General features: G+C 58.0%; 27 protein-coding genes. 16 read left to right on the plus strand and 11 right to left on the minus strand.

The genetic code is table 11. From position 1 onward, the window contains the following. Window positions 1-116: 116 nt before the first annotated feature. A complete protein-coding gene (locus AM218_RS11300; RefSeq protein ID WP_231717478.1) occupies window positions 117-1,607 on the minus strand; it encodes a serine hydrolase domain-containing protein in 1,491 nt (496 codons plus the stop codon). Window positions 1,608-1,778: 171 nt separating this feature from the next. Between AM218_RS11300 and AM218_RS11305 the strand changes: the two genes are divergently transcribed. Next, entirely contained in the window at window positions 1,779-2,078 is a 300-nt protein-coding gene (locus AM218_RS11305; RefSeq protein ID WP_044516293.1) for a DUF3817 domain-containing protein, read from the plus strand. Window positions 2,079-2,165: 87 nt separating this feature from the next. On the opposite strand, the gene AM218_RS11310 is transcribed toward AM218_RS11305, so the two are convergent. Further along, on the minus strand, window positions 2,166-2,876 hold the full coding sequence (locus AM218_RS11310) for a ferritin-like domain-containing protein (protein ID WP_054413957.1): 711 nt from the start codon (window positions 2,874-2,876) through the stop codon (window positions 2,166-2,168). Between the two features lie 354 nt (window positions 2,877-3,230). Between AM218_RS11310 and AM218_RS11315 the strand changes: the two genes are divergently transcribed. The 5 genes from AM218_RS11315 (at window position 3,231) to AM218_RS11335 (ending at window position 8,137) form a co-directional block, all read left to right on the plus strand. After that, window positions 3,231-3,548, plus strand: a complete 318-nt coding sequence (locus AM218_RS11315; protein WP_197273956.1) for a cupin domain-containing protein — start codon at window positions 3,231-3,233, stop codon at window positions 3,546-3,548. Between the two features lie 325 nt (window positions 3,549-3,873). After that, the gene (locus tag AM218_RS11320) at window positions 3,874-5,412 is read left to right on the plus strand and encodes an aldehyde dehydrogenase family protein (RefSeq protein ID WP_054413959.1); all 1,539 of its coding nucleotides are present in this window, start codon (window positions 3,874-3,876) and stop codon (window positions 5,410-5,412) included. A gap of 140 nt (window positions 5,413-5,552) precedes the next feature. Continuing rightward, window positions 5,553-6,752 (plus strand): pyridoxal phosphate-dependent aminotransferase, encoded by a 1,200-nt coding sequence (locus AM218_RS11325; RefSeq protein ID WP_054413960.1) that lies wholly within the window; start codon window positions 5,553-5,555, stop codon window positions 6,750-6,752. 87 nt (window positions 6,753-6,839) lie between these two features. Beyond that, window positions 6,840-7,514, plus strand: coding sequence for a cytochrome b/b6 domain-containing protein (locus tag AM218_RS11330; RefSeq protein WP_054413961.1), 675 nt, complete (start codon window positions 6,840-6,842; stop codon window positions 7,512-7,514). A gap of 119 nt (window positions 7,515-7,633) precedes the next feature. Continuing rightward, window positions 7,634-8,137, plus strand: a complete 504-nt coding sequence (locus AM218_RS11335; protein WP_157547638.1) for a hypothetical protein — start codon at window positions 7,634-7,636, stop codon at window positions 8,135-8,137. Between the two features lie 67 nt (window positions 8,138-8,204). On the opposite strand, the gene AM218_RS11340 is transcribed toward AM218_RS11335, so the two are convergent. After that, the gene (locus AM218_RS11340) at window positions 8,205-9,248 is read right to left on the minus strand and encodes an NAD(P)-dependent alcohol dehydrogenase (protein ID WP_054413963.1); all 1,044 of its coding nucleotides are present in this window, start codon (window positions 9,246-9,248) and stop codon (window positions 8,205-8,207) included. Between the two features lie 118 nt (window positions 9,249-9,366). Between AM218_RS11340 and AM218_RS11345 the strand changes: the two genes are divergently transcribed. Next, entirely contained in the window at window positions 9,367-10,914 is a 1,548-nt protein-coding gene (locus tag AM218_RS11345) for a glycosyltransferase family 39 protein (RefSeq protein ID WP_054413964.1), read from the plus strand. Between the two features lie 8 nt (window positions 10,915-10,922). Here the strand turns inward: AM218_RS11345 and AM218_RS11350 are convergent, their stop codons facing one another. Both AM218_RS11350 and AM218_RS11355 read right to left on the minus strand, forming a co-directional pair. Then, entirely contained in the window at window positions 10,923-11,666 is a 744-nt protein-coding gene (locus AM218_RS11350; protein ID WP_054413965.1) for a DUF1990 domain-containing protein, read from the minus strand. After that, the gene (locus AM218_RS11355; RefSeq protein WP_054413966.1) at window positions 11,638-12,198 is read right to left on the minus strand and encodes a DUF1990 family protein; all 561 of its coding nucleotides are present in this window, start codon (window positions 12,196-12,198) and stop codon (window positions 11,638-11,640) included. Before AM218_RS11355 ends, AM218_RS11350 begins: the two co-directional genes overlap by 29 nt. A gap of 397 nt (window positions 12,199-12,595) precedes the next feature. On the opposite strand from AM218_RS11355, the gene AM218_RS11360 reads away from it, so the two are divergent. The 3 genes from AM218_RS11360 (at window position 12,596) to AM218_RS11370 (ending at window position 15,214) form a co-directional block, all read left to right on the plus strand. Continuing rightward, window positions 12,596-13,750, plus strand: a complete 1,155-nt coding sequence (locus tag AM218_RS11360) for an acyltransferase family protein (protein WP_071843770.1) — start codon at window positions 12,596-12,598, stop codon at window positions 13,748-13,750. Window positions 13,751-13,836: 86 nt separating this feature from the next. Continuing rightward, window positions 13,837-14,523, plus strand: coding sequence for a deoxyribonuclease V (gene nfi / locus AM218_RS11365; protein WP_054413968.1), 687 nt, complete (start codon window positions 13,837-13,839; stop codon window positions 14,521-14,523). A 10-nt stretch (window positions 14,524-14,533) separates the two neighbouring features. Next, window positions 14,534-15,214 (plus strand): hypothetical protein, encoded by a 681-nt coding sequence (locus AM218_RS11370; RefSeq protein WP_054413969.1) that lies wholly within the window; start codon window positions 14,534-14,536, stop codon window positions 15,212-15,214. Here the strand turns inward: AM218_RS11370 and AM218_RS11375 are convergent. Beyond that, window positions 15,155-16,129 carry a glutamate--tRNA ligase family protein gene (locus tag AM218_RS11375; protein WP_054413970.1) on the minus strand — a complete coding sequence of 325 codons (975 nt, stop codon included), beginning with the start codon at window positions 16,127-16,129 and terminating at the stop codon, window positions 15,155-15,157. The genes AM218_RS11370 and AM218_RS11375 overlap by 60 nt on opposite strands. Window positions 16,130-16,504: 375 nt before the next feature. Here AM218_RS11375 and AM218_RS11380 point away from each other — a divergent pair, with 375 nt between their 5' ends. The 5 genes from AM218_RS11380 (at window position 16,505) to AM218_RS11400 (ending at window position 20,220) form a co-directional block, all read left to right on the plus strand. Further along, complete coding sequence (locus AM218_RS11380) at window positions 16,505-17,218, plus strand: pirin family protein (RefSeq protein ID WP_054413971.1); 714 nt, start codon at window positions 16,505-16,507, stop codon at window positions 17,216-17,218. A gap of 93 nt (window positions 17,219-17,311) precedes the next feature. Then, entirely contained in the window at window positions 17,312-17,884 is a 573-nt protein-coding gene (locus tag AM218_RS11385; RefSeq protein ID WP_071843902.1) for a nitroreductase family protein, read from the plus strand. Between the two features lie 92 nt (window positions 17,885-17,976). Next, window positions 17,977-18,687, plus strand: coding sequence for a pirin family protein (locus AM218_RS11390; RefSeq protein WP_054413973.1), 711 nt, complete (start codon window positions 17,977-17,979; stop codon window positions 18,685-18,687). Window positions 18,688-18,851: 164 nt separating this feature from the next. After that, the gene (locus tag AM218_RS11395; protein WP_054413974.1) at window positions 18,852-19,139 is read left to right on the plus strand and encodes a YMGG-like glycine zipper-containing protein; all 288 of its coding nucleotides are present in this window, start codon (window positions 18,852-18,854) and stop codon (window positions 19,137-19,139) included. A 223-nt stretch (window positions 19,140-19,362) separates the two neighbouring features. After that, window positions 19,363-20,220, plus strand: a complete 858-nt coding sequence (locus tag AM218_RS11400) for a hypothetical protein (protein ID WP_054413975.1) — start codon at window positions 19,363-19,365, stop codon at window positions 20,218-20,220. 139 nt (window positions 20,221-20,359) lie between these two features. On the opposite strand, the gene AM218_RS11405 is transcribed toward AM218_RS11400, so the two are convergent. Continuing rightward, complete coding sequence (locus tag AM218_RS11405) at window positions 20,360-20,884, minus strand: GreA/GreB family elongation factor (RefSeq protein ID WP_054413976.1); 525 nt, start codon at window positions 20,882-20,884, stop codon at window positions 20,360-20,362. Between the two features lie 143 nt (window positions 20,885-21,027). Then, on the minus strand, window positions 21,028-21,165 hold the full coding sequence (locus AM218_RS16825; RefSeq protein ID WP_157547639.1) for a hypothetical protein: 138 nt from the start codon (window positions 21,163-21,165) through the stop codon (window positions 21,028-21,030). 282 nt (window positions 21,166-21,447) lie between these two features. Between AM218_RS16825 and AM218_RS16585 the strand changes: the two genes are divergently transcribed. Further along, window positions 21,448-22,227, plus strand: coding sequence for a ferritin-like domain-containing protein (locus AM218_RS16585; protein ID WP_082318195.1), 780 nt, complete (start codon window positions 21,448-21,450; stop codon window positions 22,225-22,227). A gap of 95 nt (window positions 22,228-22,322) precedes the next feature. Here AM218_RS16585 and treF read toward each other — a convergent pair whose 3' ends face one another. The 3 genes from treF to AM218_RS11425 form a co-directional block, all read right to left on the minus strand. After that, window positions 22,323-23,930: an alpha,alpha-trehalase TreF gene (gene treF, locus AM218_RS11415; RefSeq protein WP_054413978.1), complete on the minus strand. Its 1,608-nt coding sequence runs from the start codon at window positions 23,928-23,930 to the stop codon at window positions 22,323-22,325. Window positions 23,931-23,951: 21 nt separating this feature from the next. Then, window positions 23,952-25,814 (minus strand): glycoside hydrolase family 13 protein, encoded by a 1,863-nt coding sequence (locus AM218_RS11420; protein ID WP_054413979.1) that lies wholly within the window; start codon window positions 25,812-25,814, stop codon window positions 23,952-23,954. Window positions 25,815-25,933: 119 nt separating this feature from the next. Beyond that, window positions 25,934-26,662, minus strand: a complete 729-nt coding sequence (locus tag AM218_RS11425; protein ID WP_054413980.1) for a DUF72 domain-containing protein — start codon at window positions 26,660-26,662, stop codon at window positions 25,934-25,936. Window positions 26,663-26,696: the final 34 nt, after the last annotated feature.

Genomic DNA, 26,696 nt, shown 5'->3' on the forward strand with positions numbered 1-26,696 from the left:
AGCGCAGCCGAAGCATCTCGCCCGCTTCGTTGAGTTACTACCACAACATCAGCACGCGAGATGTCTCGACTGCGCTCGACATGACGGGCTTTTTTCCGCAACTCCCTCCGCTTCGTTTACTGCTTTAGATATTCCGCCGCAGCGGTATTTTTAGGATTGAGCGCCAGGGAGCGTTGATAGTTCCTGGTGGCCAGCGCCTTGTTGCCCAACGACGCGTAGGTTTCGGCCAGACTATCATAGGTGTTGGCGCTTTGGGGGTACAGGCTCACGTTCAGCTTAAAGATTTCCAGCGCATCCTGCACCTTTTCCTGCTTCAGCAGCGAGTAGCCCCAGTCATTTATCTCCGCTTCGGACAGCTGTAGCTGCGCATTCTTCTTTTTGGCTTGCTTCACGGCCTGCTGGGCATTGGCAAAGCCTCGCTTACGAAGCTCCTGATGCAGTGCCCGCAGGCCGGGCGACATGCCGAAGCCCGTCGCCACCTTCATATCGGGGATATAATACCCAGCCAGCTCATCTATGAACGTATCGGGGTTGGTGCCCGTCAGGTTGGTGAGCACCACAATAGCCAGGTCGTCGTTGGGGTAGAGGAATACGGCGGAGCGCCCGCCGCCCACCGGCGCTACGGCCCGATGCTCGGGGCGGGATACGGTGGGCCAGCCCAGGGCATAGCCATTCAGCAGGCGGCTGAATCCGTCCTGGGAGCCGTTATTGAGCTGACCCGGCGTCCAGAGGGTAGGCAGGCTGGTGGGTTTCAGCAGCTGGCCCTTTTGCAGTGCTATTACCCAGCGGGCCATTTCCTCGGCCGTAGAGCTCATGCCCGCGGCGGTGCGCAGCATGGGCGAAAACACCTCAAACATGTTGCGGAGCTGGCGGCCCCGGTGCATTTGCCCGTCAATATTCTGAAAATAGGTGTACCCCCGGGCGCTGTGCGGCAGTACGTCGTGCGCATCGCCGGAGGTGGTTAGGGGCATGCCCACCACGTTGAGCTGCCGCTCCTGAATAAACTGCGCGAAAGGCATGCCGCTGAGCTGGTCGATGATTTTGCCCAGCAGCAGGTAGTTGGTTTGGTTGTAGGCAAACTTCTCGCCGATGGGGAAATCCAGGGGCTGGGTTTGCACCTTGGCCCAGGCGGCAGTTTCGTTTTCTTCCGTCACAATGGCGCCTTCGGGCAGGATATCGGGCAGGCCGGAGGTGTGCGTGAGCAGCTGCCGCACCGTTACGGGCTGCCAGGCCACGGGCAGACCCGGGAGGTAGCGCGACACCGGCGCACCCAGATCCAGCTTGCCGGCTTCCACCAGCTGCATCACGGCCACCCCCACAAAGGCTTTGGTGATGGAGTTAATCACAAAGCGGGTGTGCCGGGTAACGGGCACCGAGTCCTGCACATTGGCCAGCCCATACTGCGCCACTTTCACCAGCTTGCCGTGCCGGACAACCGCCAGCTGCAAACCCGGGATGCGCTTTTGCTGCATGATGGTCGTCAGGAACGTGTCCACGCTGTCGGCGGGGGCAGCAGTGCGGGCTTCTGCTTGAAAGCAGTTGCTCATCAGGAGCAAAAGCAGGAAGGCGGGCAGGAAGCCTCGGAAGCGGGTAAGGGTTGTTTTCATGTAGCGTACGGAACAGGGAGGGGAAATATAGAAGGCAGATGCATTGAGCGGGGTAAAGGTTGTCTGTATTTATTAATTATTCGATATATATTATAAAATACATGCAATACTGTACCTGAAGCGGGTTTAGCCGTGGCGCCGTAACTTGCGGCCTCATTCAGTTTGGGTATGATGCTGGTTTCTTTGTTGCGGACTTCACTGGGGCGTCTGCGGACGGTTGGTTTTCTGGAGGGGGTTTCCTTTCTGGTTTTATTGGGCATTGCTATGCCGCTGAAGTACTTGGCCGGGCAGCCGGAAGCCGTGCGCCTGGTAGGCATGGCCCACGGAGTGCTGTTTGTGCTGTATGTACTGCTGGTGATTCAGGCAGCTATAGAGCACAGCTGGACGTGGCAGAAAACGCTACTGGCGCTGGTGGTATCGGTGTTGCCCTTTGGCACCTTCTGGGCTGATAAAAAGCTGTTCCGGGAGTAGCCACTCCCCTGCCGCTGAGCGGACTACAGCAAGAAAAAGGCACCCTGGTTGGGGTGCCTTTTTGCTTTACTTCGATGCAGAAACCACTTACAAGGCATTAGCCGCATTAGGCTGGAACTCCATGCTTTTCAGGCGCTGGTACGTGTCTTGGGCCTGGCCGTACTGGCGCACTATTTCCTGCCGTATTTCCCCGGACAGGCCCGGGGCCTGCAGGGCTTCGCGGTAGGCTTTCAGGGCCCATTCTTCGCCGTAGATATTGGCGCCCAGAATGGCGTTTTCGTCGAAGCCGGTGAAGGTGGCTTTGGCGTCCATCCAACCCCGGTAGAGCTTGCCTTTCAGCGTAGTGCCCCGCTCCTGACTTACGTCCAGCTGCCGCAGGTAGTCATTGAGCTTGTTGGCAAACTGCCGGCTCTGGTTCACCAGTTGGCTGTAGTAGCCTTTCAGCTCCGGGTCCTTGCTTTCGGTGGCGGCCCGCTGGTAGCCTGCTACCCGGTCGTTTACGAACAGGAGCAGTTCCTGCAGCGCATCGGCCTGGCTTCTGGCCGATGCGCCGCCGGTGCTACCGCTTTTCAGCAGGGAGGTAACGCCCAGCAGCAGCAGCGCGCCGCCCAGAATTTTCTGCGTGGTGCTCATACTCCCAAGCATGCCGCCCACCGTGCCTTTGCCAAACAGCGCGGTGCCCTGGCGGGAGGAGTATAGATTGTGCTCGTCATATTCAGGGCTATAGGAAGCATAGCGGGGCGAGCGGGTGCGGCCGGCTGAGCGGCCGCCCCAGTCTGTTTGATTTTCATAAGCCATAACTGACAGAAAAAAGGGTTAGAAATAAGAAACTGTTTCAGCAATTACGGTGGTACCGGGAGACAAAAAAGCAGGTTGGATGTCAGGTTTTCAGCCCCTCGCCGCCCTTGGGGGCTGCTGCTGTTGGCGGTGGCGCCGGGGCGGCTGAATGGTTGGTTTAGAGCTTATACATGACGCCGTACAAGTAGATAGACTCCTTTTCCAACGCAGCCAAAAAGGATAGGTTAATGGTTGAGCGGCGGTTTCCGGCAAAAGATTTTGGCGTGGCGGCCCGGGCCGCCCGGGCATGACGAATGTCATTTTTGGATGGCTGCGGGCGGGGTAGCTTTGGCTTTCACTAGTACCTTCAAGCTTATGTCTGCTACCTCCACTATTTTCCATACCGGCAGCCTGCTGGCCGGCCGTCACTCTGCCATTGGCGAAACCAAAGGCCAGGTTCTGCTGGATAAAAACGGCCAGAAAGTCATTTTCAAAACCTTCCAGGCCGGCGAAGTCATGCCCACGCACGATGCGCCCATGGACGTGCTGGTAACCGTGCTGGCCGGCCGCCTCATCATCACCGTAGCCGATACGCCCACGGAAGTAGAAGCCGGCGACTTCGTCATCATTCCCGCCAAAGAGCGCCACTCCCTGACCTGCCTAGAGCCCGCCCGCATCCTGATTTACCGCTAGCCGGATTTCGAATTTATTTTCCCAGGAGCCTCCCCACCGGAGGCTCTTTTTGCGTTTGGGCTGTTTAAGAAAAGAGCAAACCTTTTGTAATAGAACGTCATGTCGAGCGAAGTCGAGACATCTCGCGTGGGGTCGTTGCAGTGGTAACCATTGTATACCACACTAGCGAGATGTCTCGACTTCGCTCGACATGACGTCCTTTTTCCAACAACCTCAGCATGTGAGATGCTTTGCGCTGCATGACGATATAGCACCGTTTCCCGTAATGCCGATAACTTGACCGCTCAACCGCTCCTCTATTCTTTCCAACCGACCTTTTCCTTCGATGCCAAAAATCATTTCGCCCCAGGTAGAATATGCCGGCCTACTGGCCCAGGTAAAGCAGCTGACGCCGGAAATCTTTGATCAGGAAGGCCGCTTTCTGAACCTGCTGGAAGGCCGCTGGCAGGAGCCCGGCCAGCCCCGCGAGTTTATCTCGCCGGTAGATGGCACGGCGCTGGGCGCGCTGCCCATGCTGGACCACGCCACCGGCCTGCGTGCCGTGCAGGCCGCCAAGCAGGAAGCCGCCGCCTGGGCCGCCATAGATTTGGATGAGCGCAAACGCCGCGTGCAGGACTGCCTGGTGCAGCTGCGCCCGCAGGTAGACCTCATTGGCAAGCTGCTGATCTGGGAAATCGGCAAAACCTATAAGCTAGGCTTTACGGACATTGACCGCGCCATTGAGGGCGTGCAGTGGTACGTGGATAACATTGAAGGCATGCTGGACCAGCGCAAGCCCTTAGGGCTGGTGAGCAACATTGCCTCTTGGAACTACCCCATGTCGGTGCTGCTGCACGCGGTGCTGGTGCAGGCGCTGTGCGGCAATGCCGTTATTGCCAAAACCCCTACCGATGGCGGCTTTATTTCCCTGAGCGTGACGTTTGCCATTGCCCGCCGCTGCGGCCTGCCCGTTACCCTGGTGAGCGGCCCCGGCGGCGAGCTGAGCGACGTGCTGGTGAAAAACGAAGCCATTGACTGCCTGAGCTTTGTGGGTGGGCGCTACAACGGCCGCAACATTGCGGATGCCCTCAGCACCCACAACAAGCGCTACATGCTGGAAATGGAAGGCGTGAACACCTACGGCATCTGGGATTACAGCGACTGGGACACCCTGGCCGACCAGCTCAAAAAGGGCTACGACTACGGCAAGCAGCGCTGCACCGCCTACGTGCGCTTTGTGGTAGAGCGCCGCCTGTTTCCGCAGTTCCTGGAAACCTACTGGAACACTATCCGCAGCCTGCAGGTGGGCAACCCCACGCTCGTCGATAATATCGGCGACAAGCTGCCGGATCTGGCCTTCGGACCCGTTATCAACAAAGCCCAGGCCGAAGACCTGGACCGCCTCTACGCCGACGCGCTGAAAACCGGCGCCACGCCTATTTATGACGGCAAGCTGGACGACAGTCTTTTCCTGCCCGGCCAGGACCGCTCCGCTTACCGCGCCCCGCGGGCCCTGGTAAACCTGCCGCGCCAGAGCGAGCTGTACTTCAAAGAGCCCTTCGGCCCCATCGACAGCATTGTGCTGGTAGACCGGGTAGAGGAGTTGGTGGGCGAAATGAACATCAGCAACGGCGCGCTGGTAGCCGCTGTGGCCTCCGATGATGCCAAGTGGGCGGAACGTACGGCCAAGGAAGTACGCGCCTTCAAAGTGGGTATCAACAAGCTCCGCTCCCGCGGCGACCGGGAAGAGGTGTTCGGGGGCCTGGGCGAGTCCTGGAAGGGCGCGTTTGTGGGCGGCAAGCTGCTGGTAGAAGCCGTAACGGAGGGCAAAACGCCGGTGCTGGGTAACTACCAGGATGCCACGCTGCTGCCGGAAAAGATTTAAAGGATGGTGGTGCGTTGCTAGAGGCCTTCTTTCTGGCACCGTGAGCCTGTCAAACAAAAGGTCCATGTAGCGCAGCCTATCAATTCTCAAATAGGCACTATTCGTGCCGCACATTTGCGCGCCCGGTCGTAGTTTTGGAGATGCTGACAATCTCCGAACGCGGCCGGGCGATGCCTTTGTCACCTTACCGGCGGCTCGCTCCATATGCCGAGGCGGCCAAAGCCCGCGGCCTCACTGTATACCACCTCAACATCGGCCAGCCGGATATTGAAACGCCCCCGGCTATGCTGGAAGCGGTGCGTAACGCGGATATCCGGGTGCTGGAATACAGCCACGGCGCGGGCCACCCCAGCTACCGCCGCAAGCTGGCCACTTACTACCAGCGCGCCGGCATCAACGTCAGCGAAGACGAGATTATCGTAACAACCGGGGGCTCAGAGGCCATTTTGTTTGCCCTGCTGAGCTGCCTGAATCCCGGCGACGAAGTGCTGGTGCCGGAACCGTTTTATGGGGCCTACACCGCCTTTTCCATTGCCGCCGGCGTAACCATGGTGCCGATGCGCTCTTACCTGGAAACCGGGTTTGCGCTGCCGCCCGTGCAGGAGTTGGAGCAACACGTATCAGCGCGCACCCGGGCCGTGCTCATCTGCAACCCCAACAATCCCACCGGCCACGTGTACAGCCGCGAGGAGCTGGAGCAGGTGCTGGCCCTTTGTGAGCGGCATGGCCTGTATTTGCTGGCCGATGAAGCCTACCGGGAGTTTTGCTACGAAAAGCCGTTTGTAAGTGCCCTGCACCTGGGGCCGGCCGCGGCCGAGCACGTGGTACTGCTGGATACCATTTCCAAGCGCTACAGCGCCTGCGGAGCCCGCCTAGGGGCTCTGGTCACGAAAAACAAGGCCGTGCACGATGCCGCCTTCCGCTTCGCGCAGATGCGCATCTCGCCGCCCGGGCTGGCCCAGCTGATGGGCGAAGCCGCGGCCGACCTGCCCGACTCCTACTTCGACCACACCAAAGCCGAATATCAGGCCCGTCGCGACCGGCTGGTGCAGCGCCTGCAGGCTATGCCCGGGGTGCGCTGCCCCATGCCCGGCGGCGCCTTCTATGTGCTCTGCCGCCTGCCTGTGGATAGCACCGAGCGGTTTGCGCAGTGGCTGCTGGAAGAGTTTGACCACAAAGGCCAGACGGTGATGATGTCGCCGGCCTCGGGCTTTTACGCCACCCCCGGCGCGGGCCTCGATGAGGTACGCTTGGCGTACGTGCTCAACCTCACGGCCCTGGATGCCGCCATGGACTGCCTGGCCCACGCGCTGGAAGTATATCCTGGTCGGCGGGAATAACCCACTTACCGGGGTAGCGTTGGTGGAAGGCAGACAAACGGCTATCTTCCAGCCCTCGCATATCCGGTTTTCCTACTAAAGTTCTTCATGGCACACGCTACCACCGAAACCTCTCCTGCCAAAAAATACTCCGCGGGCCTGCGCATCTGGCACTGGGCCAACTGGGCGGTTATTTCCGGTTTGCTAAGCACCATTCTGTTTCTGAAGGTTATCATTAACATAAAGGGGCTTTTTCCGAAGATGCAGGAGACCCTGGCGAAAAACGGGGTGGAGGCCACTACGGAGCAGCTGCGCAGCATTGGCGGGCTGGTGAATCACCGCATCTGGGACTGGCATATTTACCTGGGCGTAACTCTGGCCGGACTGCTGCTTTGGCGCATTATTGTAGAGGTATTGCAGCCGGCTTCGCAGAAATTCAGCGCCCGCCTGCATCAGGCCAAACAGTCTACTCATGATGCGCCCTACAAAGCCTTTCGGGTGCGGCACTCAGTGGCCGTGAAGTACTCTTACCTGCTATTTTATGTGCTGTTGCTGGTGATGGTAGTTACCGGGCTGGCCCTTATCTACGCCGATGACGTGGCGGCGCTGCACAAGCTGGAGCATACCATCAAGGAGGTGCATAACGTGAATATGTACCTCATTCTGGCCTTCTTCGCCGTGCATCTGCTGGGCGTAGTCTGGGCCGAGCTGACCAAGGACCGGGGCATTGTTTCCGAGATGATTCACGGCGGCGGCCCCAACCCAACAGATAAGCAGGCCTGATCCTTGCAGGCTGGGATTTTTCCTCAGGAAAAACGCCCGGCGCTGTGTAACTTCCATCCGCCCTGGCGGCCACTTTGCTGGCTCCCGGGGCGGATTTTTAGCTTTTTCACCGTTTTTGTATGCGTAGCTGTCTGTTGCTGTTGGGAGTATTAGGTTCGGGGTGGTTGATCAGCAGTACACCCCCAAAGCTGGCCGCGGCCCACACCCTTACCCTGCGCCGTAATGGCGAGGCCGTCGTCACCGATTCGCTCAGCTCCCGCTTTGATGTAACCCCCAACGGCGGGCAAGTCCTCACCCTGACCATTGTGCCCGCCGCCACACCCGACGACCCCGGCCTGACCATTATGGTAGATGAATTCAAGCCCATACCGGCCGTATACCGCTTCAAGGAAATCCTCACCGGACACATCCGCGAGGCGTATTATCAGGTGGGCGACGTATCCGCCGAATCCAAAGCCTGCCAGCTGAATGATGGCGAAGTACGCATTACGGCCGTGGATACCGAGCATCACCTGCTCACGGGCACTTACCGCGCGGTGGTCTGCCAGACCAATGTAGCGCGCAGCGCGGCCAAACGCCTGGTGCTGGAGGGGAGCTTTACGTATCCATACGAGGTGCGGTAGGCACAAAAAAAGAACGTCAGGCAGCGGCGCTAGCCCCTGCCTGACGTTTTTCAGTTAGTAGGTTCTCTTACAGCGTCGCCATATCAATTACGAAGCGGTATTTCACGTCGGCTTTCAGCATCCGCTCGTAGGCTTCGTTGATGTAGTTCATGGGAATGACTTCGACATCGGAAACGATGTTGTGGCGGGCGCAGAAGTCCAGCATTTCCTGAGTTTCATCGATGCCGCCGATAAGCGAGCCGGCAATGCGGCGGCGCTTGGCAATGAGGTTAAAGGCATGCAGCTGCGGCGCTTCCGGGGGCACGCCCAGCAGAATCATGGTTCCGTCGCGGCGCAGCAGGTTCACGTACAGGCTCATATCCAGGGGCGCTGATACCGTGTTAAGGATGAAATCGAAGTAGTTGGTAACGCTGTTCAGCGCCTCAGCATCTTTGGTTACCACAAACTTGTGGGCTCCCAGCGCCTTGGCATCTGCCTCTTTATTAGGCGAGGTGCTGAGCACGGTTACTTCGGCACCCATAGCGGCGGCCAGCTTTACGGCCATGTGGCCCAGGCCGCCCAGGCCCATAACACCCACGCGGTGCCCCTCGCCTACTTTCCACTGGCGCAGCGGCGAGTACGTGGTAATGCCGGCGCACAGCAGCGGTGCAACGCCGGCCAGCGGCAGGCTATCGGGCACACGCAAGGTGAAGGCCTCATTTACCACAATCTGGTTGGAGTAGCCACCGTAGGTAGGCGCCCCCGATTTCAGCTCGCGACCATTGTAGGTGCCTACAAAGCCTACTTCGCAGTACTGTTCCAGGCCTTCGCGGCAACTGGGGCAGGTGCGGCAGGAGTCTACCATGCAGCCTACGCCGGCCAAGTCGCCGGCTTTGAACAGACGTACCTGATTGCCTACCTGGGTTACGCGGCCCACAATTTCGTGGCCGGGCACCATAGGGAAGATCGAGCCGCCCCACTCGTCGCGCACCTGGTGCAGGTCGGAGTGGCACACGCCACAGAACAGAATTTCAATTTGCACATCGTGCGGGCCGACGTCGCGGCGCTCAAACTGGAAAGGCTCCAGCGGAATATTAACCGCGGGAGCGGCATAGGCTTTGGTTGGTAGCATGGTTGTTCTGGTAAATAGTGCGGATATAGAAACGTTAACTGATCCGGCGAAGGAAAGTTGAGGCGGGGGCCGCTCATATTGTGCTTTCCCTATTTTTGAGGAATTCTACGTTTCCTCTATGTCTGCACTTTATGCACCTGCCCGCCGGTTTTACGGAGGCTGGCTCCTGGCTTTTTTCTTTCTCAAGCTGCTGGGCCAGTACCTGCTCATTCACCCAACCTACCAGCTCCACCGCGACGAATACCTGCACCTCGACCAGGCAAACCACTTGGCCTGGGGCTATATCTCCCTGCCGCCGCTTACCTCCTGGGTAGCGTGGTTGGTGCAGGCGCTGGGCAACGGGGAGTTCTGGGTACATTTCTTCCCGGCGCTGTTCGGGGCGCTTACGCTGGCCCTGGTGTGGGCATTGGTGCATGAGCTATGGGGCGGCCTCTACGCCAAACTGCTGGCCGCTACGGCCGTGCTACTTTCGGCGCTCCTGCGCCTGAACCTGCTGTTTCAGCCTAACTCCTTTGATATTCTGGCCTGGACGGCCGCTTATTACTGCCTGATTCGGTACCTGAATACCCGGCGCGCCGGCTGGATGCTGGCCTTGGGCATAGTGCTGGGCCTGGGCATGCTGAATAAATACAATGTATTATTCTGGGCGGCGGGTATGCTGCCGGCCCTGTTGCTGTCTGAGCATCGAAACCGGGTGTTTGGCCACCGGGCTACCTATCTGGCGCTGGGCTTGGCGCTGCTGATATTTCTGCCCAACCTGCTCTGGCAAATACAGCACAGCTTCCCGGTAGTGTGGCACATGAACGAGCTGCAAAAAACCCAGCTGGTACACGTAGAGCGCGCCGGTTTTCTGAAGGAGCAGCTGCTGTTCTTTTTGAATAGCCTGTTTGTGCTGGTGGCTGCTTTTGTGGGCCTGTGGCGCTATGCTCCTTTGAAACCCTATCGGTTTGTGGGCTGGAGCGTGCTGTTTACGCTGGCGCTGTTCACGTACCTGCGCGCCAAGGGCTATTATGCCGTGGGGCTGTACCCGGTGCTGCTGGCCATTGGGGCCGTTTACCTGGAGCATGTGTTGCGCGCCGGGCCCTGGCGCTACGTGCGGCCGGTATTAGTGGCGGTTATAGCTGCCTTGTTTATACCCATGCTGCTGATAGCCTTTCCCAACCGGCCGCCCCAGGCCATTCAGCAAAAAGGCGAGCGGTACCGGGCAATGGGTTTACTCCGCTGGGAAGATGGCCGCGACCATGCCCTGCCCCAGGATTTTGCCGATATGCTGGGCTGGCGCGAAATGGCAACCAAGGCCGAACAGGCGTATCAGCTGCTGCCTGATTCCCTGCGCCAACACACGCTGGTGCTCTGCGACAATTACGGGCAAACCGGTGCGCTCAATTACTACGCCCTTCACCGGCTCCCGCCGGCCGTTTCCGTCAATGCCGATTACGTGTACTGGTTTCCGGACCTGCACCAAATCAAGGCCATCATACTGGTGTCCAATGATGCCCTTTCGGCGGAAGATGCCCGGCATTTTGCCCGCGTGCAGCAAACCGGCACCGTAGCCGAGCCGCTGGCCCGGGAATATGGTGCCCGTATTTACCTGCTCACCGGCCCCGATGCAGCAATTCTGCAGCAGCTAAAGCAGGAAATAATGGATGGGCAGCAGCTAAAATAGCTGGCTACTCATTGCGCCTTCTTCAATTGTGCCTGGGCGCCTTTGCTGGTTTCGGCGGCTTCTACGGGCGGGGCCGCTGCCGCGGGAGGCGCGGTGTGGCCGGTGCGCAGCATTTCTTCTACCTGGGCATGCAGCCGCTGCATAGACTGATGAGCGAAGCGGCGCTGCAGCATGCGCCCAAACAGCTTAAAGCCTAACCAGTAAAACGGGTTGCTGATTTTGCCCACCTGCGAAAAGGCATGAATGCGAAATACCACACGGCCGGTAGTCAGAAACTTGTGCACGGTGAAGTCAATCTGCCCGCGCTCAAAATGGCCTTCCAGTGTGCGGTAGTTGTAGCCCCACACCTGCTCCTCGCCCTCCGGAGAAGTCCGCTTTTCATCAGTTACGCCCCCAATTCGCACGCCAAACCAGAAGGTAAAAAAAAGGAAGCGCCCCCGCAGCACCATCAGGCGCTTTTCCAGTGGCTGATCGGGCACAAAAATGCCGGTTATGAGGCCAGGAGGTGGGAAGGAGTAGCGGCGCAGCACCTCGCGGGCAGCTTCCCAACTGCCATTAAGGACGGGTGGTCCGGGCGTTTCGGGCGGCAGTTCTATTTCGTAGTCATCCACGCGCCAGCCGTTTTCGGCGGTGTATTCATTGGTAGCGGTCAGGTCGAAGTTGACTTTCGCCTTCTCGTAGGCTTCCAGCCGGGGCCGATACTGTTCCCAGAGCGGCGGTGCTTCAGCCCTGTTTAACGTCGTGCTTGGCATGGTCGTGGTTGATGGTTTCAATGGTAACCGGACCCAGGGCCTGGCCGCCGCTGGCCTCGGCTACCCGCTCGCAGAAAATGCGCCAGGTATTTTCCTGCACGCGCTTGCCCACCCCCAGCGTATCGTAGGCAAAGGACACGAGGCCATCGCGGGAGCGGGCCCAAGAGTGAATTTCAAAGCGCAGTTTCCCACCCGCCTTGCGGCGCACCGAAAACCGGATGCGGCCGGCCTCCGGGTGGCCTTCCAGCGTAACAAACTCAAAATAGGTCTTTTCAATGCGCGTGACGCGCACCGTGCCGTTCCAGGGACCCAGAATTTTGATGGAAAATTCGTCGCCCTTCTGCAGGCAGTCAGAAGCGCCCTTTCGCTTTTCAAACTCCGCCAGTAAGTCGGGCGAGAAATAGGGCACGTCGCACTGCACGCGGCGAAGCAGCTCATCCGCCGCCAGCGTAGCGCCTTCAATATCTACATAGTACCGGCGCTCCAATAAAGGACCACTACCCACTGCGGCAGGCTGTTCTGATTTTTCCATAGAGTGCGGGGTATTGCTTAGGATAGTAGTAGCTATACCCTAACGCAACCAATGCAAATGGGGTTAGTCTGCGCACAGAACAAGCCGCAGACAAAGAAGCGGTGAGCATTGGCAGTGCTACCAAGGCAGTCAGTTCCTAAAGTTGTTCCACCCTATTCTAACAAAGCGGCTACCTCTGTCCTTCGAGGCCAGGAACAAGGGCTCCTTGAATGCTATGTGATACTAAAAGGCAAGGCTAAAGTCAATTAGTGGTCTTTTATACTAGTATGGCGCAAATCAGATTTTATTTTATATTAGTTATATCAAAATTTATTATAAAATTATACAATAATAATTACTTTCTCATCTAAACCTTCTACGCTGTTTAATACGCTAGTCAGTATCAGCACATACACTTATGGAGACTAAGAAATATGCGTATATCGATGCGCTACGTGGGGCAGCTGTGCTGGCGGTGCTGGCGGTACACTGTGCTGAATTTGGCACCACACTTCCAGCTCATAGCCCACTAGCCGTGGCGGCTGTTTATGGCGCACGGGGCGTACAATTATTCTATATAATGAGTGCGCTGACGCTGTTTTTATCCATGAGTGGTCGCAGCAAGGCCGAGCGTTTTGCTACCCTCAACTTTTTCCTAAGGCGTTTTTTCCGCATTGCGCCACTGTTTTATTGCGCTGTCCTCTACTACCTGTGGCAGGATGGTTGGGGGCCACGCTATTGGCTGGGCGATGCTCCGGGCATTACCCTGGCCGGCATTGTAGCCACCGCTACCTTCACCAACGGCGTTAATCCCTATTGGATTAATAGCATTGTACCGGGAGGCTGGTCCATTGCGGTAGAAATGCTGTTTTACGTGTTCGTTCCCGTGTTATTTCGGGTAGTCACCACCGGTAAAAGAGCCTTATGGCTGCTGGGCTTCACACTGGCGGGGGCCGTTGTCTTTAATGTAGTGCTGGCAGACAGGCCGCTGATCGGGAATGTCGAACTTTGGAAGAACTTCCTCTTTATGGCCTTCCCCACGCAGCTACCGGTATTTGCGATGGGCATTGTGCTGTTTTTTCTGTTAAGCCCGCCGCCAGAAGGCAACTCCCTTGCCTTCCGGCCAGCGGCGCTGCTGATAGGAACCGCGCTGTTGCTTGCCAGCCTGCTACTGGGTAATCTGGTACCCTCCTACCTGATTTTTGGGGTTGCGTTTGTGATGCTGGCTTATGCCCTGGCCCACTTGCCCACCCGCTGGCTGGTAAACGGCGCTACCGAATATATTGGCCGCATCAGCTACAGCCTGTATCTCACGCACTTTGCCGTGCTGCATGCTATGCAATACTGGGGTATTATGGACCTGACGACGGTAGCCGACGAGAAAGGAGCCGTACTCAACTACGCACTTCGCTACATGCTGCTCTTGCTGTTGGCAACGATAGTAGCCACCCTTACTTATTACCTGATTGAGAAGCCGGGGATGCAGGCCGGCAAATGGCTTATCGGACGCTTTGAGCAGACCGGCAAGCGCCAGGAAATTCCCCGGACAGCTAACGTACCTACCACAGCTTAGCAACTATGCTTTCAACCCGAACGGGCCGGTGGTTACACAACCACCGGCCCGTTCGTCGTATAACAGGGCAACTATTCTCTATCCCTATGGCCTATTACCGCCCCGCCCATCCGCCCGTTGATCCTCTGATTGTCCGGGACCTGACCAAGCTGCAGGAAACAATGCGCGCCCAGGTGCGCCTGGAGCCCCTAGCCCAGGAGCCCCAGTTCATTGCCGGCTGCGACTCCTCTTTTCCCACCCCTACCACCATTCTCTCAGTGTTTGTGCTCTTGAAATATCCGTCGTTGGAGGTGGTGGAAAAAGCCTGGAATACGGAGGTGGTGGAAATGCCCTACGTGCCCGGTTTCCTTTCCTTCCGCGAAGCGCCCAACCTGCTGCTGGCCTATGCCAAGCTGCACCAGAAACCCGATGTGATTATGGTAGATGGCCACGGCATTGCGCACCCGCGCCGCATGGGCATTGCCGCGCACTTGGGCGTGTTGCTGAATAAACCCACCTTCGGAGTGGCCAAACAAAAGCTCACCGGCACCTATACCGAGCCGGATAGCACCAAAGGCAGTATTTCACCGCTCACCGATAAAAGCGGTGAGCTGTTAGGCGAAGTCATCCGCAGTAAGGACAATGTAAATCCGCTGTTTTTGAGTCCCGGCCACCGCTGCGACCAGGCCACGGCCACGCGCCTTACGCTGGCATGCCTGCGCGGCTACAAGCTCCCCGAGCCTACCCGCCTGGCCGATTATTGGGCCGAGGAATTTAAAAAGGAGCTACGCTAACCCGGTTGCTATGGGCCGCATTCATTTACTTCTGACAGAGATACTGAGCGCAGCTTTTCTGCTGGCGGCTTGCCACTCGGAGCCAAGCAGTTCCACCATTGCGCCTCCGCCGCCCACTACCGCTACGGATTCGGTGGCTGCGGGACCAGAGGCCGCGACTTCTCCCCTGCCTGACACCACCCTGCTGGCCGCCTGGCAGCAGTTCGACCGTGCCATCCGGGCGCACGATACGCTGGCCCTGCAGCGCCTCTTGGACCCCGCCGTGGGGCTTTGGGTGCTGGAGCAGCCCGGTGCTATGCCGTTGGTAACGCACGTAGCCCACGTGCGCGACTTCCACCGAAACTACCAGAATCTGCCCTTATTCTCGCTGGATCAGCAGCTGATGGCCTGCTCCACCCCTGTTCCGGTTACGGCACTTCCCAAGTTTGACTGTGGCATGCAAACCGATTCTACCTCGGGCTTTACGCGGGATGGCTGCTTCGTGAGCACAGCGGCCGATTTTCGCCGCATGGATTTATGGCCTTATGGTACTGTGCAGGGCGGCACTGCCGCCGAAGGAAAAGCGGCGCAGGCCCGTGCTACACATACTATCCTGCAAACCCGCTTCAGCTTCAAATTCCACTTCGCCAAGTCAGCCGACGGTACCTGGCGGCTGGTGTTCCTGGATTTGCGCATTCCCTGCAGCGCCTGATAGCAGCAACAGGCCCGACACCTCAAATGCCCCCCGCAAGGCTTCTAATGAGTGCCCGGCCGCTTCCGGCAGCCCCAGCAGCCGGGCCACGGCCGCATACACGGGCTGGGGGCTGGCCGCTTCACCCATAATTCCTCTATCCAGCTCCTGCTGCTGCGACTTGGATAGCTTCTGGCCACCGGCAGCCGGCAGCAGCGGATGATGCACGAACTGCGTGCTAAGAAAAGGGCGCGTGGTTGGCAATTGCGCCGCCAGCCACAGCTGGGCAGCGGTGCTAGGCAGTAAATCGAGGCCGCGCACAATGAGGTTAGTGTCCAGGCGCACATCATCGACTAGGGAGCCAATCTGGTAGGCGGCGGTGCCGTCTTTTTTGCGCACCACCAAATCACCCAGTTCGGCGGCCAGCGGCACTGTTACTGACCCCTGCCAGAGGTCCGGAAATTGCACGCGCAACGCCTTGGGCACATGGGCGCGCCAGGCGGTTTCGGGGGTATCAAAAGGCACTTGCTGCGGGCGGCAGGTGCCGGCATACAGGCCGTGGGGCGTGGCACGCAGGATATCGGCGCGGGAGCAGCGGCAGGCGTAGAGCAAGCCGGGTACGGCGCGTAGCTGGTCTAGCAGCTGCTGGTATTCGGCTAACCGATGCTGCTGAGAGTAATGCCGCTCAAAGTCATCGGGGCCGCTGGGGCCGTGGTCGTAGTCGAGGCCTAGCCACGCTATGGTGCGGAAGATATTTTCCAGGTAGGCCGGGCGCAGGCGGGCGCGGTCCAGGTCATCGATGCGCAGGTGCAGTGTGCCGTGGGCGCGGCGCACCAGAAGCCACGTCAGCACAAAGTTGACGGCATTGCCCAGATGCAGATAGCCGCTGGGCGTGGGCGCCAGGCGCGATACAACGGGAGGAGGACTCTGGCTCATGGCGAAGCGAAAATTACGCTTCTATGCGCATTTACCAGATAGATAATTCATTTAAGACATAGTAAGGCTGTTATGTCGGGCTCGTAGAGAAATCACACCCACTTCACCTGTCATGCTGACAAAGGAAGGATCTTCTCCCATTAGCACTAGTCGTTATTACGATGGTCGTGCTGGCGTGATAAGGTCCTTCGCAAGCTCAGGATGACAATTGCTATGGCAACGACCCTACGCGAGATGTCTCGACAAGCTCGACATGACGGCCTCTTGCGCACAACACTTCTACCCCAATCGGAAACATTATTATCACAATTGATGTATGTACATATATCAACCATAAACAACTATGTTTGTGGGCTGATTTTAACCTGCATCAACATGAAAACGGTTTTCCACGCGGCTTCTACCCGCGGCCACGCCAGCCACGGTTGGCTTAACTCTTACCACACGTTCAGCTTTGGCGGCTACCAGAACCCCGACCGAGTGCATTTTGGGGCGCTGCGCGTGCTGAATGATGATACCGTGTCGGCGGGCATGGGATTTGGCCGTCACCCGCATGATAACATGGAAATCATCAGCATTCCGCTTTCCGGCGACCTGGAGCACCAGGACAGCACCGGCCGCCAGGCCGTTATCCGGAACGGGGATGTGCAGGTGATGAGTGCCGGCACCGGCATTGCACACAGCGAGAAAAACCATAGCACCAGCGAGGAAGTTAAGTTTCTGCAGATCTGGGTATTCCCCAACAAGCGCAACGTAACGCCGCGCTACGATCAGCAGACCTTCCGCCCCGCAGACCGCCACAACCAGTTCCAGCAGATTGTGTCGCCCTCCGCGGATGATGCCGGCGTGTGGATTCACCAGGATGCCTGGTTTCAGCTGGGTGACTTTGATGCCGGCCAAAACACGGAATACACCATTAAGCGCCCCGAAAACGGCGTTTATGTATTCGTGCTGGAAGGCAGCGCTACCGTGAACGGACAGCCCCTGCAGCGCCGCGACGGGCTGGGCATATGGGAGACGGACAAGCTGCAGATTACCGCCGACAGCAACACCCAACTGTTGCTGATGGACGTACCCATGTCTTTCTAAAGGCCCATTCTGCCTTTTCTCTTTCCTGATGGCGGGCTACCGCCACGTTTTTCCGGTTTTGGGCCGATGCCCGAAGCCATTTTTCCTCTCGATATGAAAGTTGCCACCACCACCTATCCGGTTCATGAGCTGATTCGCAAGCGCTGGAGCCCCCGCTCCTTTGCCAGCTACCCCGTGGCCCCGGAAACCATGGGCCAGCTATTTGAAGCGGCCTCCTGGGCTGCCAGCGCCATGAATGCGCAACCCTGGCGCTACATCTACGCCCACCACGCCGACCAGGAAACCTTCCAGAAAATGGTAGACTGCCTGCTGCCCGGCAACCAGCCTTGGGCCAAAAACGCCCCGGTCCTGATTCTGGCTCTGGCCGAGACGCAGTATGAAAATGGCAGCCCCAACACCGTAGCCCTGCACGATTTGGGCGCCGCCAACGCCAACCTGCTGCTGGAAGCCACTGCCCTGGGCTTGCATGGCCACCTGATGGGTGGTTTCGACGCGGCCAAAACCAAAGCGGCCTTTAACCTGCCCGACACGCTGCAGCCCGTGGTATTTATTGCCTTGGGCTACTTGGGTGAGGCCGAGCAGCTGGACGAACCTTTCCTGAGTCGCGAAAAGGCTGCGCGCCAGCGCAAAGGGATAAATGAAATTGCCTTTCACGAGCATTTGTAAGCGTGATAATCCACCAGCCAGCTTAAGGTAGAACGCTAGGGCGCGACAAAGTCGGGCCCTAGCGTTCTACTGGTCCTCTACCCCTTTCCACTATGAACTACCGCATTATCCGCGCCGCCGACCGGGGCCTGAAAGACATTGGCTGGCTGCAGAGCAACTTTTCCTTCTCCTTCAGCAGCTACCACAACCCCGAGCGCAGCGGCTTTGGGCTGCTGCGGGTCTTCAACGACGACTTTGTGCAGCGCGGGGGCGGCTTTGGCCTGCACGCGCACAGCAACATGGAAATCATATCGGTGCTGCTGAGTGGGCGCATGAACCACAAGGATAGCATGGGGTATTCGGAGGTGATTGAGCCCGGCGGCGTGCAGATTATGAGTGCCGGCAGCGGCCTGCGCCACGAGGAGCACAACGTGGGCGACGAGGAGGTGAACTTCCTGCAGATCTGGATTGAGCCCAAGCTGCAGAACACCACGCCCCGCTACCAGCGCCGGCAGTTTCCGGAGGAAAAGCGCCGCAACCAGCTGGTTACCATTGTCAGCAATGAGGAAGGCACCGCGCACTGCTGGATTAACCAGAACGCGCGACTTTCTCTGGGCTATTTTGAGGCTGGTAACACGGTAGAGTACTCGCTAAACCCGCTGAACAAGGCCGTGTTTGTGTTTGTGATAGATGGGCAGCTGACGGTGAACGGCCAGACCATTGAAAAGCGGGATAGTATTGGGCTGTGGGATACGGATAACGTTTCCATTGAGTGCCCGGCAGAAAGCCGGTTTATTCTCATTGAGGCGCCCATCAACCACTAAAACCCTACTTAACACTTTGCCAAAAAAGCCTCCCCTTGGGGAGGCTTTTTTGATTTAAGGCGGCATCTTTTCCTATACCTCCTCTACAACCCCTCGCCCCGGATTTACGTTTTAGCATACACAGGATTAGCTGTTTACACTTTTTTCCTAACTGCGAATCTGCCATGAAATCTTTCAAATTCATTTTCACCCTGCTGCTAGCTTTTTTTCTGCTGGGCAGCAACCTGACCAGTGCCGTGGCGCAAACCAAGCCCAAAAAGCACTGGAGTAAAAAAGCGAAGGGTGCCGTTATTGGTGCCGGCGCCGGGGCCGTTACGGGCGCTGTAGTCGGCGGTAAAAAAGGAGCTGTAGTCGGCACCGTAGCCGGGGCCGCCGCCGGGAGCATCATCGGCAAGAAAAAGGACAAGAAAAAAGACCCCGTGCGCTACAAGCACTACACCCGCAAAGACTAGGTATTGTACTATTTACCCGAACACTCCAGACACTCCCGCTGGGGTGTTCGTTATTTTTACCCAGGCCATAAAACGCCAGTTATGGGGGTTACCGCCTAGCTCGTTCGATCGAAATCGGAATTCCGTTCTATAGTAGAAAAACTAATTCTTACCTTCTGGCACCATTTAGCCGCTCCCCACCCAGCCTTAGCATAAACCCACCTCACCTCCTTGATTCTGCCGGATGAAACCTAATTCCTTTCTAGAAATCGAGCAAAGCCATCTGGCCCTGGCGCAATTCTACCGCTGGTTCCAGTTGTATGAGCGCCCACTGACGGATGAGCGCCGGCAGCATGCCCTTGCCCTGTTAGCTGATGACGTAGAAATACAATCTGTGAATGGCGCTTTTAAAGGGCATGCCGCTTTTCTGGAACGGCTGGCTTTATATGATGGCTGGAAGACGGCACACCACGTACAATTCGCTGCTGTTAAGCCCCTCACCCCTGATACGTTGGAGTTGGTGGGGCATGTGCTCTTCCAGAACATCCGGCCCGATGGCAACCGACACAGCTACAACCTGCAGTACGATGCCCGGCTGGCACTAATTCCGGATGAGCTTCCGGTTTTCACTTCCATAAAGCTTACGCCCACGGGCAATGTAGAGCCCGTAGCATTTGAGGATGCTTACCCCGTCAATCGGGTATCTTCTCTGTTGCATTACTGGCTGTATTGCATGGAAACCCACAATGGAGATGCTTCCAGGATGCGGGAGCTGTATACACCGGAGTTTGAGTTGTACACGGCTACCGCCGGGCATCTTTCCAACTGGGAGCAGGTGCAGGCCTGGATCGGGGCCCTGCCTGTGCGTATTAGTTACAGCAGCCACCACATCCGGGACCTGACCGTGCAGGCCAATGCGGATAGTACATTTTCGGCTTCGTTTATATTAGACTGGCAGGGGATTTCCTCCGAAGGCGAGCCAATGATAGCCGAGTTGCAACACGAGTGGCTGGTGGAAGACAACCCGAACAACCGATTTGCCGCGCTCAAAAATGTGCGTATAGTAACCACGGAGCCTTTTCAGATAAATTATTCGCTGTAACAGCCCGGCTGCCCAGTTGATGGTTCAGCCTGGATTGGCACCTACTGCTACGACAGGCAGCCCCGGCCACCGTGCCTTGTGCATTTAACTCTATCTGTTATTGAGGCTTGCTCAAACGCCTGCTTAGTGCTTGCGGAGCCTACTCTGCCTGGTAGCTGATAGCGGCTACCTCCACAATTTCTTCCTGCGGCCCCAGGCGCAATGACACGGCCTGCCCGAGGCGGGCACCTACTACTGCCCGGGCAATGGGCGCTACAAAGGCTACTTTGCCTTCCGCAATGGAGGCTTCGTCTACGCCCACAATGGTAAAGTGACGCTCCGTACCAGGCTTGCCGCCACTGCGGGTGCGCAACGTTACGGTGGCCCCAAAGCGGACTTCATCGGCGGGCTGGGTGCGGGGGTCTACTACTTTGGCACTGGCAATACGCTCCTGCAGGGCGCCCAAGCGGCCGTTGAGCACGGTGAGGCGGCGGGTGCGGTCGGCTTCGTTTTCGCGGTTGGCCTCGGCCTGGGTGCGCTCCGCTTCCAGGGTTTGCAGCTCCTCGCGGAGCTGCTCCAGGCCTTGCGGCGTTACATAGTTGGGCGTGCCGGCGGGCAACGCCGGCCGGGGCGGGATAATGGGCGCCTCCAGCGAATCATCTTCTTTGGTAAATGCACGGCTCATGCTGCCTGCTAACGTAGGCGCAGGGAGCAGGTTACTACCGACTGACCCGGCTCCTTCAGCCGGGCAAAAACCATAGAAAGCCCGGGCACAGCACTTCTGCGGTACCAGCGCTTTGCTTATGCCCCGGAAAACCGGCTACGCCCCTACTGGCCTGGAATAACGCCCAGCAGGTGCAATACCCAACCAAACAGGTAAAAGCCGGGAATCAGCAGAATGTAAGCCCACCAGGGAATCCGGTTCATTCGCTCGCTGAGGCCAATTCTTCTTCTCGTAATAGCCATAGTAGTTCCCAACGTTACTGTGTTGTCATCTCAATATAAGTAAGTTATAGCATATTTCATCTGCTGGTTTTTCCATTCAGCCTCGCTTTTAAGCTCCCCGGTTATTACTCCCGGTCCCGAAGAACCTGGGGGCAAGCTGGCAGTATAGCAGGTGACTATTATGTAAGGCCAAGGGAAGTATAAAAGCCGCTACTGATAATTCTATTCAACCCGTTGAGGAAAAACCCGTAAGCCTTAGCACGTTTTTGTTACTATTTTTTACCCCTTTATCACATTCTAGCCATGAATCAACCACAGCAACCTAACCAGCCAGGTTATACCGGCTCCGCCTCTTCTTCCTCAACCACTGGCAGCCGTACCTCTACTGGCGGCACCGGTGCTACTGATAACACATTGCTCAACCAAGCCAGCCAGTGGCTGGGTCAGGGCAATGTGTCGGATTTGATTGGGCGTTTGCCCGAGTCGGTGCAGGGCATCGGCAATAAGGCCGTGAGCCGCTTCAACCAGCTGACCACCACCCAGAAACTGGTGGGCGGTGCTTTGCTGGCTTTGGGCGTGGGCTACCTGGCCCGCAGCAGCTCCAAGACGGGTAATGGCGCCAAAGGCACTTCTTATGGCCACGCCGCTACCGATACTACCGACACGCTGCACGAGCTGCTGCTGTTCGTAAACGACCGGGTAGAAGGCTACCAGCGGGCTGCCGCCGAAAGCAAGGACCCACAGCGCACCGGCTACTACAAGCAGCTGGTAAGCCAGAGTCAGCAGTTTGCTAACGAGCTGAACGACTACCTGCGCCGTCAGGGCGACGAGCGGGAAACCGGCACCACCATCAAAGGCAAGCTCTACCGGGGCTGGATGGACACGGAAGCGGCCCTCACCGGCTTTGATGAAGAAGCCATTCTGGGCTCCAACATCTATGGCGAAGAGTGGGCTATTAAAGCCTACCAGGATGCCCTGCACAGCGGCTCCCTCTCGGGCAGCCTCCGGCAGGCCGTAGAGCGCCAGTATGCCCAGTCGCAGAAAACGTATCAGGAGCTGAAGCGCATGCAAGGCAAGAAGTAAGCAGCCTTTCTGCAACATAAAGATGCCCCTGGCGGCAGCACTGATTGGTGCTGCCGCCAGGGGCATCTTTGTTTTTCCATTATAGCCGTTGCCGGCTATTTTCCGGTTTCGGCGCCTTCCAGCTGGTAGCGGTTCATGAGCCTGAGCAGCACACCGTTGGTCCAGCCGAAGCCATCCTGCAGCGGGTACTCGCCGCCGCCGGCTTTCAGCTGCGTATCCAGTACGTTGTATTTCTCCATCAGCTTGCCGGTTTGCTGAAATACGCTCACGTTGAGATGCACCCAGCGGGTGGCTATGGTGCGCGCCAGCTTTGATTGGTGGTAGCGCTCCAGGCCATCAATAGCCAGCCATTGCAGCGGAGCCCAGGCATTGGGCGCATCCCACTGCTGGCCGCTTTGGCTGAGCGTGGTCACCAGGCCGCCTTCTTTCAGAAACTTCTCCCGCAATACAGCTGCTACCTTTTTCGCCTGGCCGGAAGAGGCCAGCCCGAACGCCAGCGGATACACGCCAGCCAGCGTGGGCACCGTGGAGCGCTGCCGCAGCCGCAGGTTATAGTCCTGAAACCAGCCGGCTTTTTTATCCCAGCAATACGCCAGCAACGCCTTTTTGCGGCGTTGGGCTTTCGCGCTAAATACCAAGGCCTGCGCGGTGTTGTTTTGCAGCTGATAGGTGCGGGCCAGTGTGGTTTCCAAGTGATACAGCAGGCTGTTTAAATCGACCGGCACCATGTCCAGGGTTTGGATGGAGCCCAGCTGCCCATCGGGGCCAAACCAGCGGGTGCTGAAGTCCCAGCCGGAAGCGGCGGCCGCGCGCACGTTCTGATAGAACGCGGCGGGCGGCTGGGTGCTTTGCCGGGCGGCCGCTACATCTTCGGCGTAGGATTCTTCCCGGGGTTGCTGGCTGCTGTCCCAGTAGCGGTTGAGCACTTCGCCGCCAGGCATTTTTACTACCATACGGTGGGTGCTGCCGGGCTGCCAGAGGGAGTCGACGCCGCCCATCCAGAAGGCGTATTCTCGGAGCAGCTGGGGCTGATAGCGCACCAGTGTAGCCCGGCCTTCTTCCTCAGCCAGCAGGTTTACCATCAGGGCAAAAAAGGGCGGCTGCGAGCGGGTGAGGTAGTAAGTGCGGTTACCGTTGGGGATGAAGCCGTAGTGGTCTATCAGGTAGGCAAAGTTGTCCACCATATCCCGGATAACCAGGGTGCGGTGGCTTTGCTGCAAACCCAGCATCGTAAAGTAAGAGTCCCAGTAATACACCTCCCGGAAGCGTCCGCCGGGCACAATGTACGGGCGCGGCAAAGGCAGCAAGGACGAGAACTGCGTGCCCGCATCCGGCTGCCGCTGCAGCACCGCCCAGAGCGTGTCAATATGGTGACAGATACCGGCCGAAACCTGGCTTTTATAGCTCCCTCCTACCTCAGCGGGGGCAATGAAATGCGTGGCGACGAAAGCCTTCAGATCGAAGCCCGGCTGGTCTTTTTGCTGCTGGTAAGCGCGCAGTACGACTTCCGGTTGCTCCCGGGCCACGGCATCCACGAAGGTTTTATTATCGGGAAATACGTGGCCCAGCTGCACGGCCTCAAACAGGCCGGGATACAGCTGCCGGGGCGAAGCCTGCTGGGCCTGCCCGCGCAAACTCAGCAGCAGGCAGCCCAGCAGCAGCAGCCGGTTAAAAGTAGAGGGAAGGCAGAGAGGTCTGCGCATGCGTTAGCCGGTAAGGAAGTTCTACTTCTGCAGCTCCAGCACCAAGGCGGTTTTGGCGGGCAGCTGCAGGGTGGAAATATCGTTGATGGTTTCGTTGGTCAGCACGTTGCGGGCTTTGGTGAAGCCTTTGGTGCGCTCAATAAAGCGGGCGGTAGGCAGCGTCGCCACCTTATCGGTGGGGTTGGTGGCCACCATCACGGTGCCGTTGGCATCGTAGCGGAAGTACACGTAGAGGTTGTCCTGCAGCAGGTACTGCATCAGCTTACCGGAGTGCAACGCAGGATGCGTTTTGCGGTAGGTAGCCAGGGTGCGCACAAACTGAAAGGCCGCATTTTCCTGGGCTGTGCGGCCGGCCGCCGTAAACTTGTCTTCCTTGTCGCCGGGCCAGCCGCCGGGGAAGTCCTTGCGCACTTCGGCATCGGTGGGGTTCTTGAAGTTCTTCATCAGGATTTCGGTGCCGTAGTACATGCTGGGAATGCCCCGGGTGGTGAGCAGCCAGGTGAGGCCCATTTTGTACTTGTCGAAATCCTCGCCTATTACTGACAGGTACCGGTCATGGTCGTGGTTATCCAGGAACGTGACCAGCTTGGTGGGGTCCTGGTACACGGCATCCTGGGCCAGCGCCTCATACATGCGCTGGGCGGTGCCCTCGTGCTTCAGCCCCTCTACCATGGCGCCTTCCAGCACGAAATCAAGCCCGCCGGGCTGGTTGGATTTGAAGGGGAAGTTGATGTTGTTCCGCACGTAGTACGACTGGTCCACCACGTTATTCACCGACGACTCGCCGAAGATGTGGATGCGTGGATATTCCGTGAGCAGGGCCGCGTTGCAGCGGTTCATAAACGGCTGGTCGTTGTACATGTAGGTATCAATGCGCCAGGCATCTACCCCAAAGTTCTCCACCGACCAGATGGCGTGCTGAATCAGGTAGTTGGCCACGTAGGGGTTCTGCTGATTGAGGTCGGGCAGGAAAGGCACAAACCAGCCATCCAGCGTTACTTTCTTATCAATCTGAGAAGCGTGCGGGTCGGTGATGGGCTGCTGACGGTAGGAGGTATTGGTGTAGGTGGGCCACTGGTGCAGCCAGCTTTTCATGGGCAGGTCCTGCAGAATCCAGTGGGTGTTGCCTACGTGGTTGTACACGGCATCCTGCACCACTTTCATACCAGCGGCGTGGGCTTTCTGCACGAAGGATTTGTAGGCCTCGTTGCCGCCCAAGCGTCGGTCAACGTTATACTGGTCCGTGAAGCCGTAGCCGTGGTAGGAGGCGCGCATGGTGCCGCCCTCGTTGGTGAGCGGCTGGTTGTTCTCGAGGACGGGCGTAAACCAGATAGCCGTAACGCCGAGGTCTTTGAGGTAAGGAAGGTGCTGGGCGGCACCCTGCAGGTCGCCGCCGTGGCGGAAGAAGGGGTTATTCCGGTCGTGGTTGGGGTCGCGCAGGTCGGCGAATTTGTCGTTGCCGGGGTCGCCGTTGGCAAACCGGTCGGGCATGGCCAGGTAGATGAAATCGGCCTGGGTGACGCCCTGTCCTTTGGGGGAATTGTCGCGGGCTTTCAGCTCCCAGGTTTTGGTAACCGTCTGGCTGCCTTTTTTGCCCACAATCCGCACGGTGCCGGGCTTGGCCGAGGCCGCAATGGTGAGGTCTAGGAAGGCGTAATTAGGGTTTTCCACGGTGTTGGTTTTCACCAGCTTCACCCCGGGATAAGTAATAGTGTACGTGAGCGTGCCAGCCTGGGGGCCATACACCAGCAGCTGCACATTAGGCCGCTTCATGCCTACCCACCAGTTGGTGGGGTTTATCTTTTGAATAGCCTGGGCCAGGGCCAACTCCGGCAAAACCAGCACCAGCAGCACCAGCAGCCGACCTAAAAAAGCTTTTGTCATCTTGCTTACAGAGAAATGGAAGAGTAAAACGGAGCAACCGAAGAGAGTGGAAAAGTAGCGTTTATTACCGCCATTTTCCCGCCCTGCCAGGCAATAGAAAACAAGCTACTCAAACTAAGCTAGCCCAGCAGTTGCTGCATCTGGCGGGCATTGCCTACCGCCGCGCCGCCCATGCCGTTATTGAAATAGAGGTACACCTGCTTAACGTGTTTGGCCGCTTGTATTTCGTGGGCAATGCGCTGCAGGAAAGCCTCGTCATAAGGCGTTTTATAGAGCTCCGGCACCCCGTGAAAACGGTAGTACAGCACGTCGGTATTGGCTACTACTTCATCGGGCAGGGGCATGGGGTGACTCTGCCCTACAAAGGCAATGCGGTGGCGGGCCAGCTCGCGGTACACCTCCCCTTCCCACCAGCTCAGGTGGCGGAACTCCACCACGTTGGTAAAGGCGGGGTCCAGGCAGTGGAGCAGGCGGGCCATCAGCTCCTCGGTATACGCGGCCTTGGGCGGTAGCTGGAAGAGCACCGGACCCAGCTTATCGCGCAGGCCTTCCTGAATGGTGCCGTAGAAATCCTGCAGCACCGGCTCGGCCTCGGCGTTAAACTTTTTGTAGTGCGTTACCAGGCGCGGGGCTTTCACGGCAAACTGAAAGCCGGGCGGGCTCTGGTCGTAGAGCTTTTCCAGGAAGCCCAGCTCCGGCATTTTGTAGAACGTCACGTTCAGCTCCACGGTGTTAAACTGGGTGCAGTAGTATTCAAACCACTTGCGCGGCGGTATTTCGGGCGGGTAGAACACGCCTTTCCAGTCGCGGTAGGAAAAGCCGGAGCAGCCAATGTGGTAAGTGGGCATCAGGAAGGGGCCAGTGGTGGGAGCGTCCTTGTAC

Source organism: Hymenobacter sp. DG25A (genome assembly GCF_001280305.1).
Classification (GTDB): domain Bacteria; phylum Bacteroidota; class Bacteroidia; order Cytophagales; family Hymenobacteraceae; genus Hymenobacter.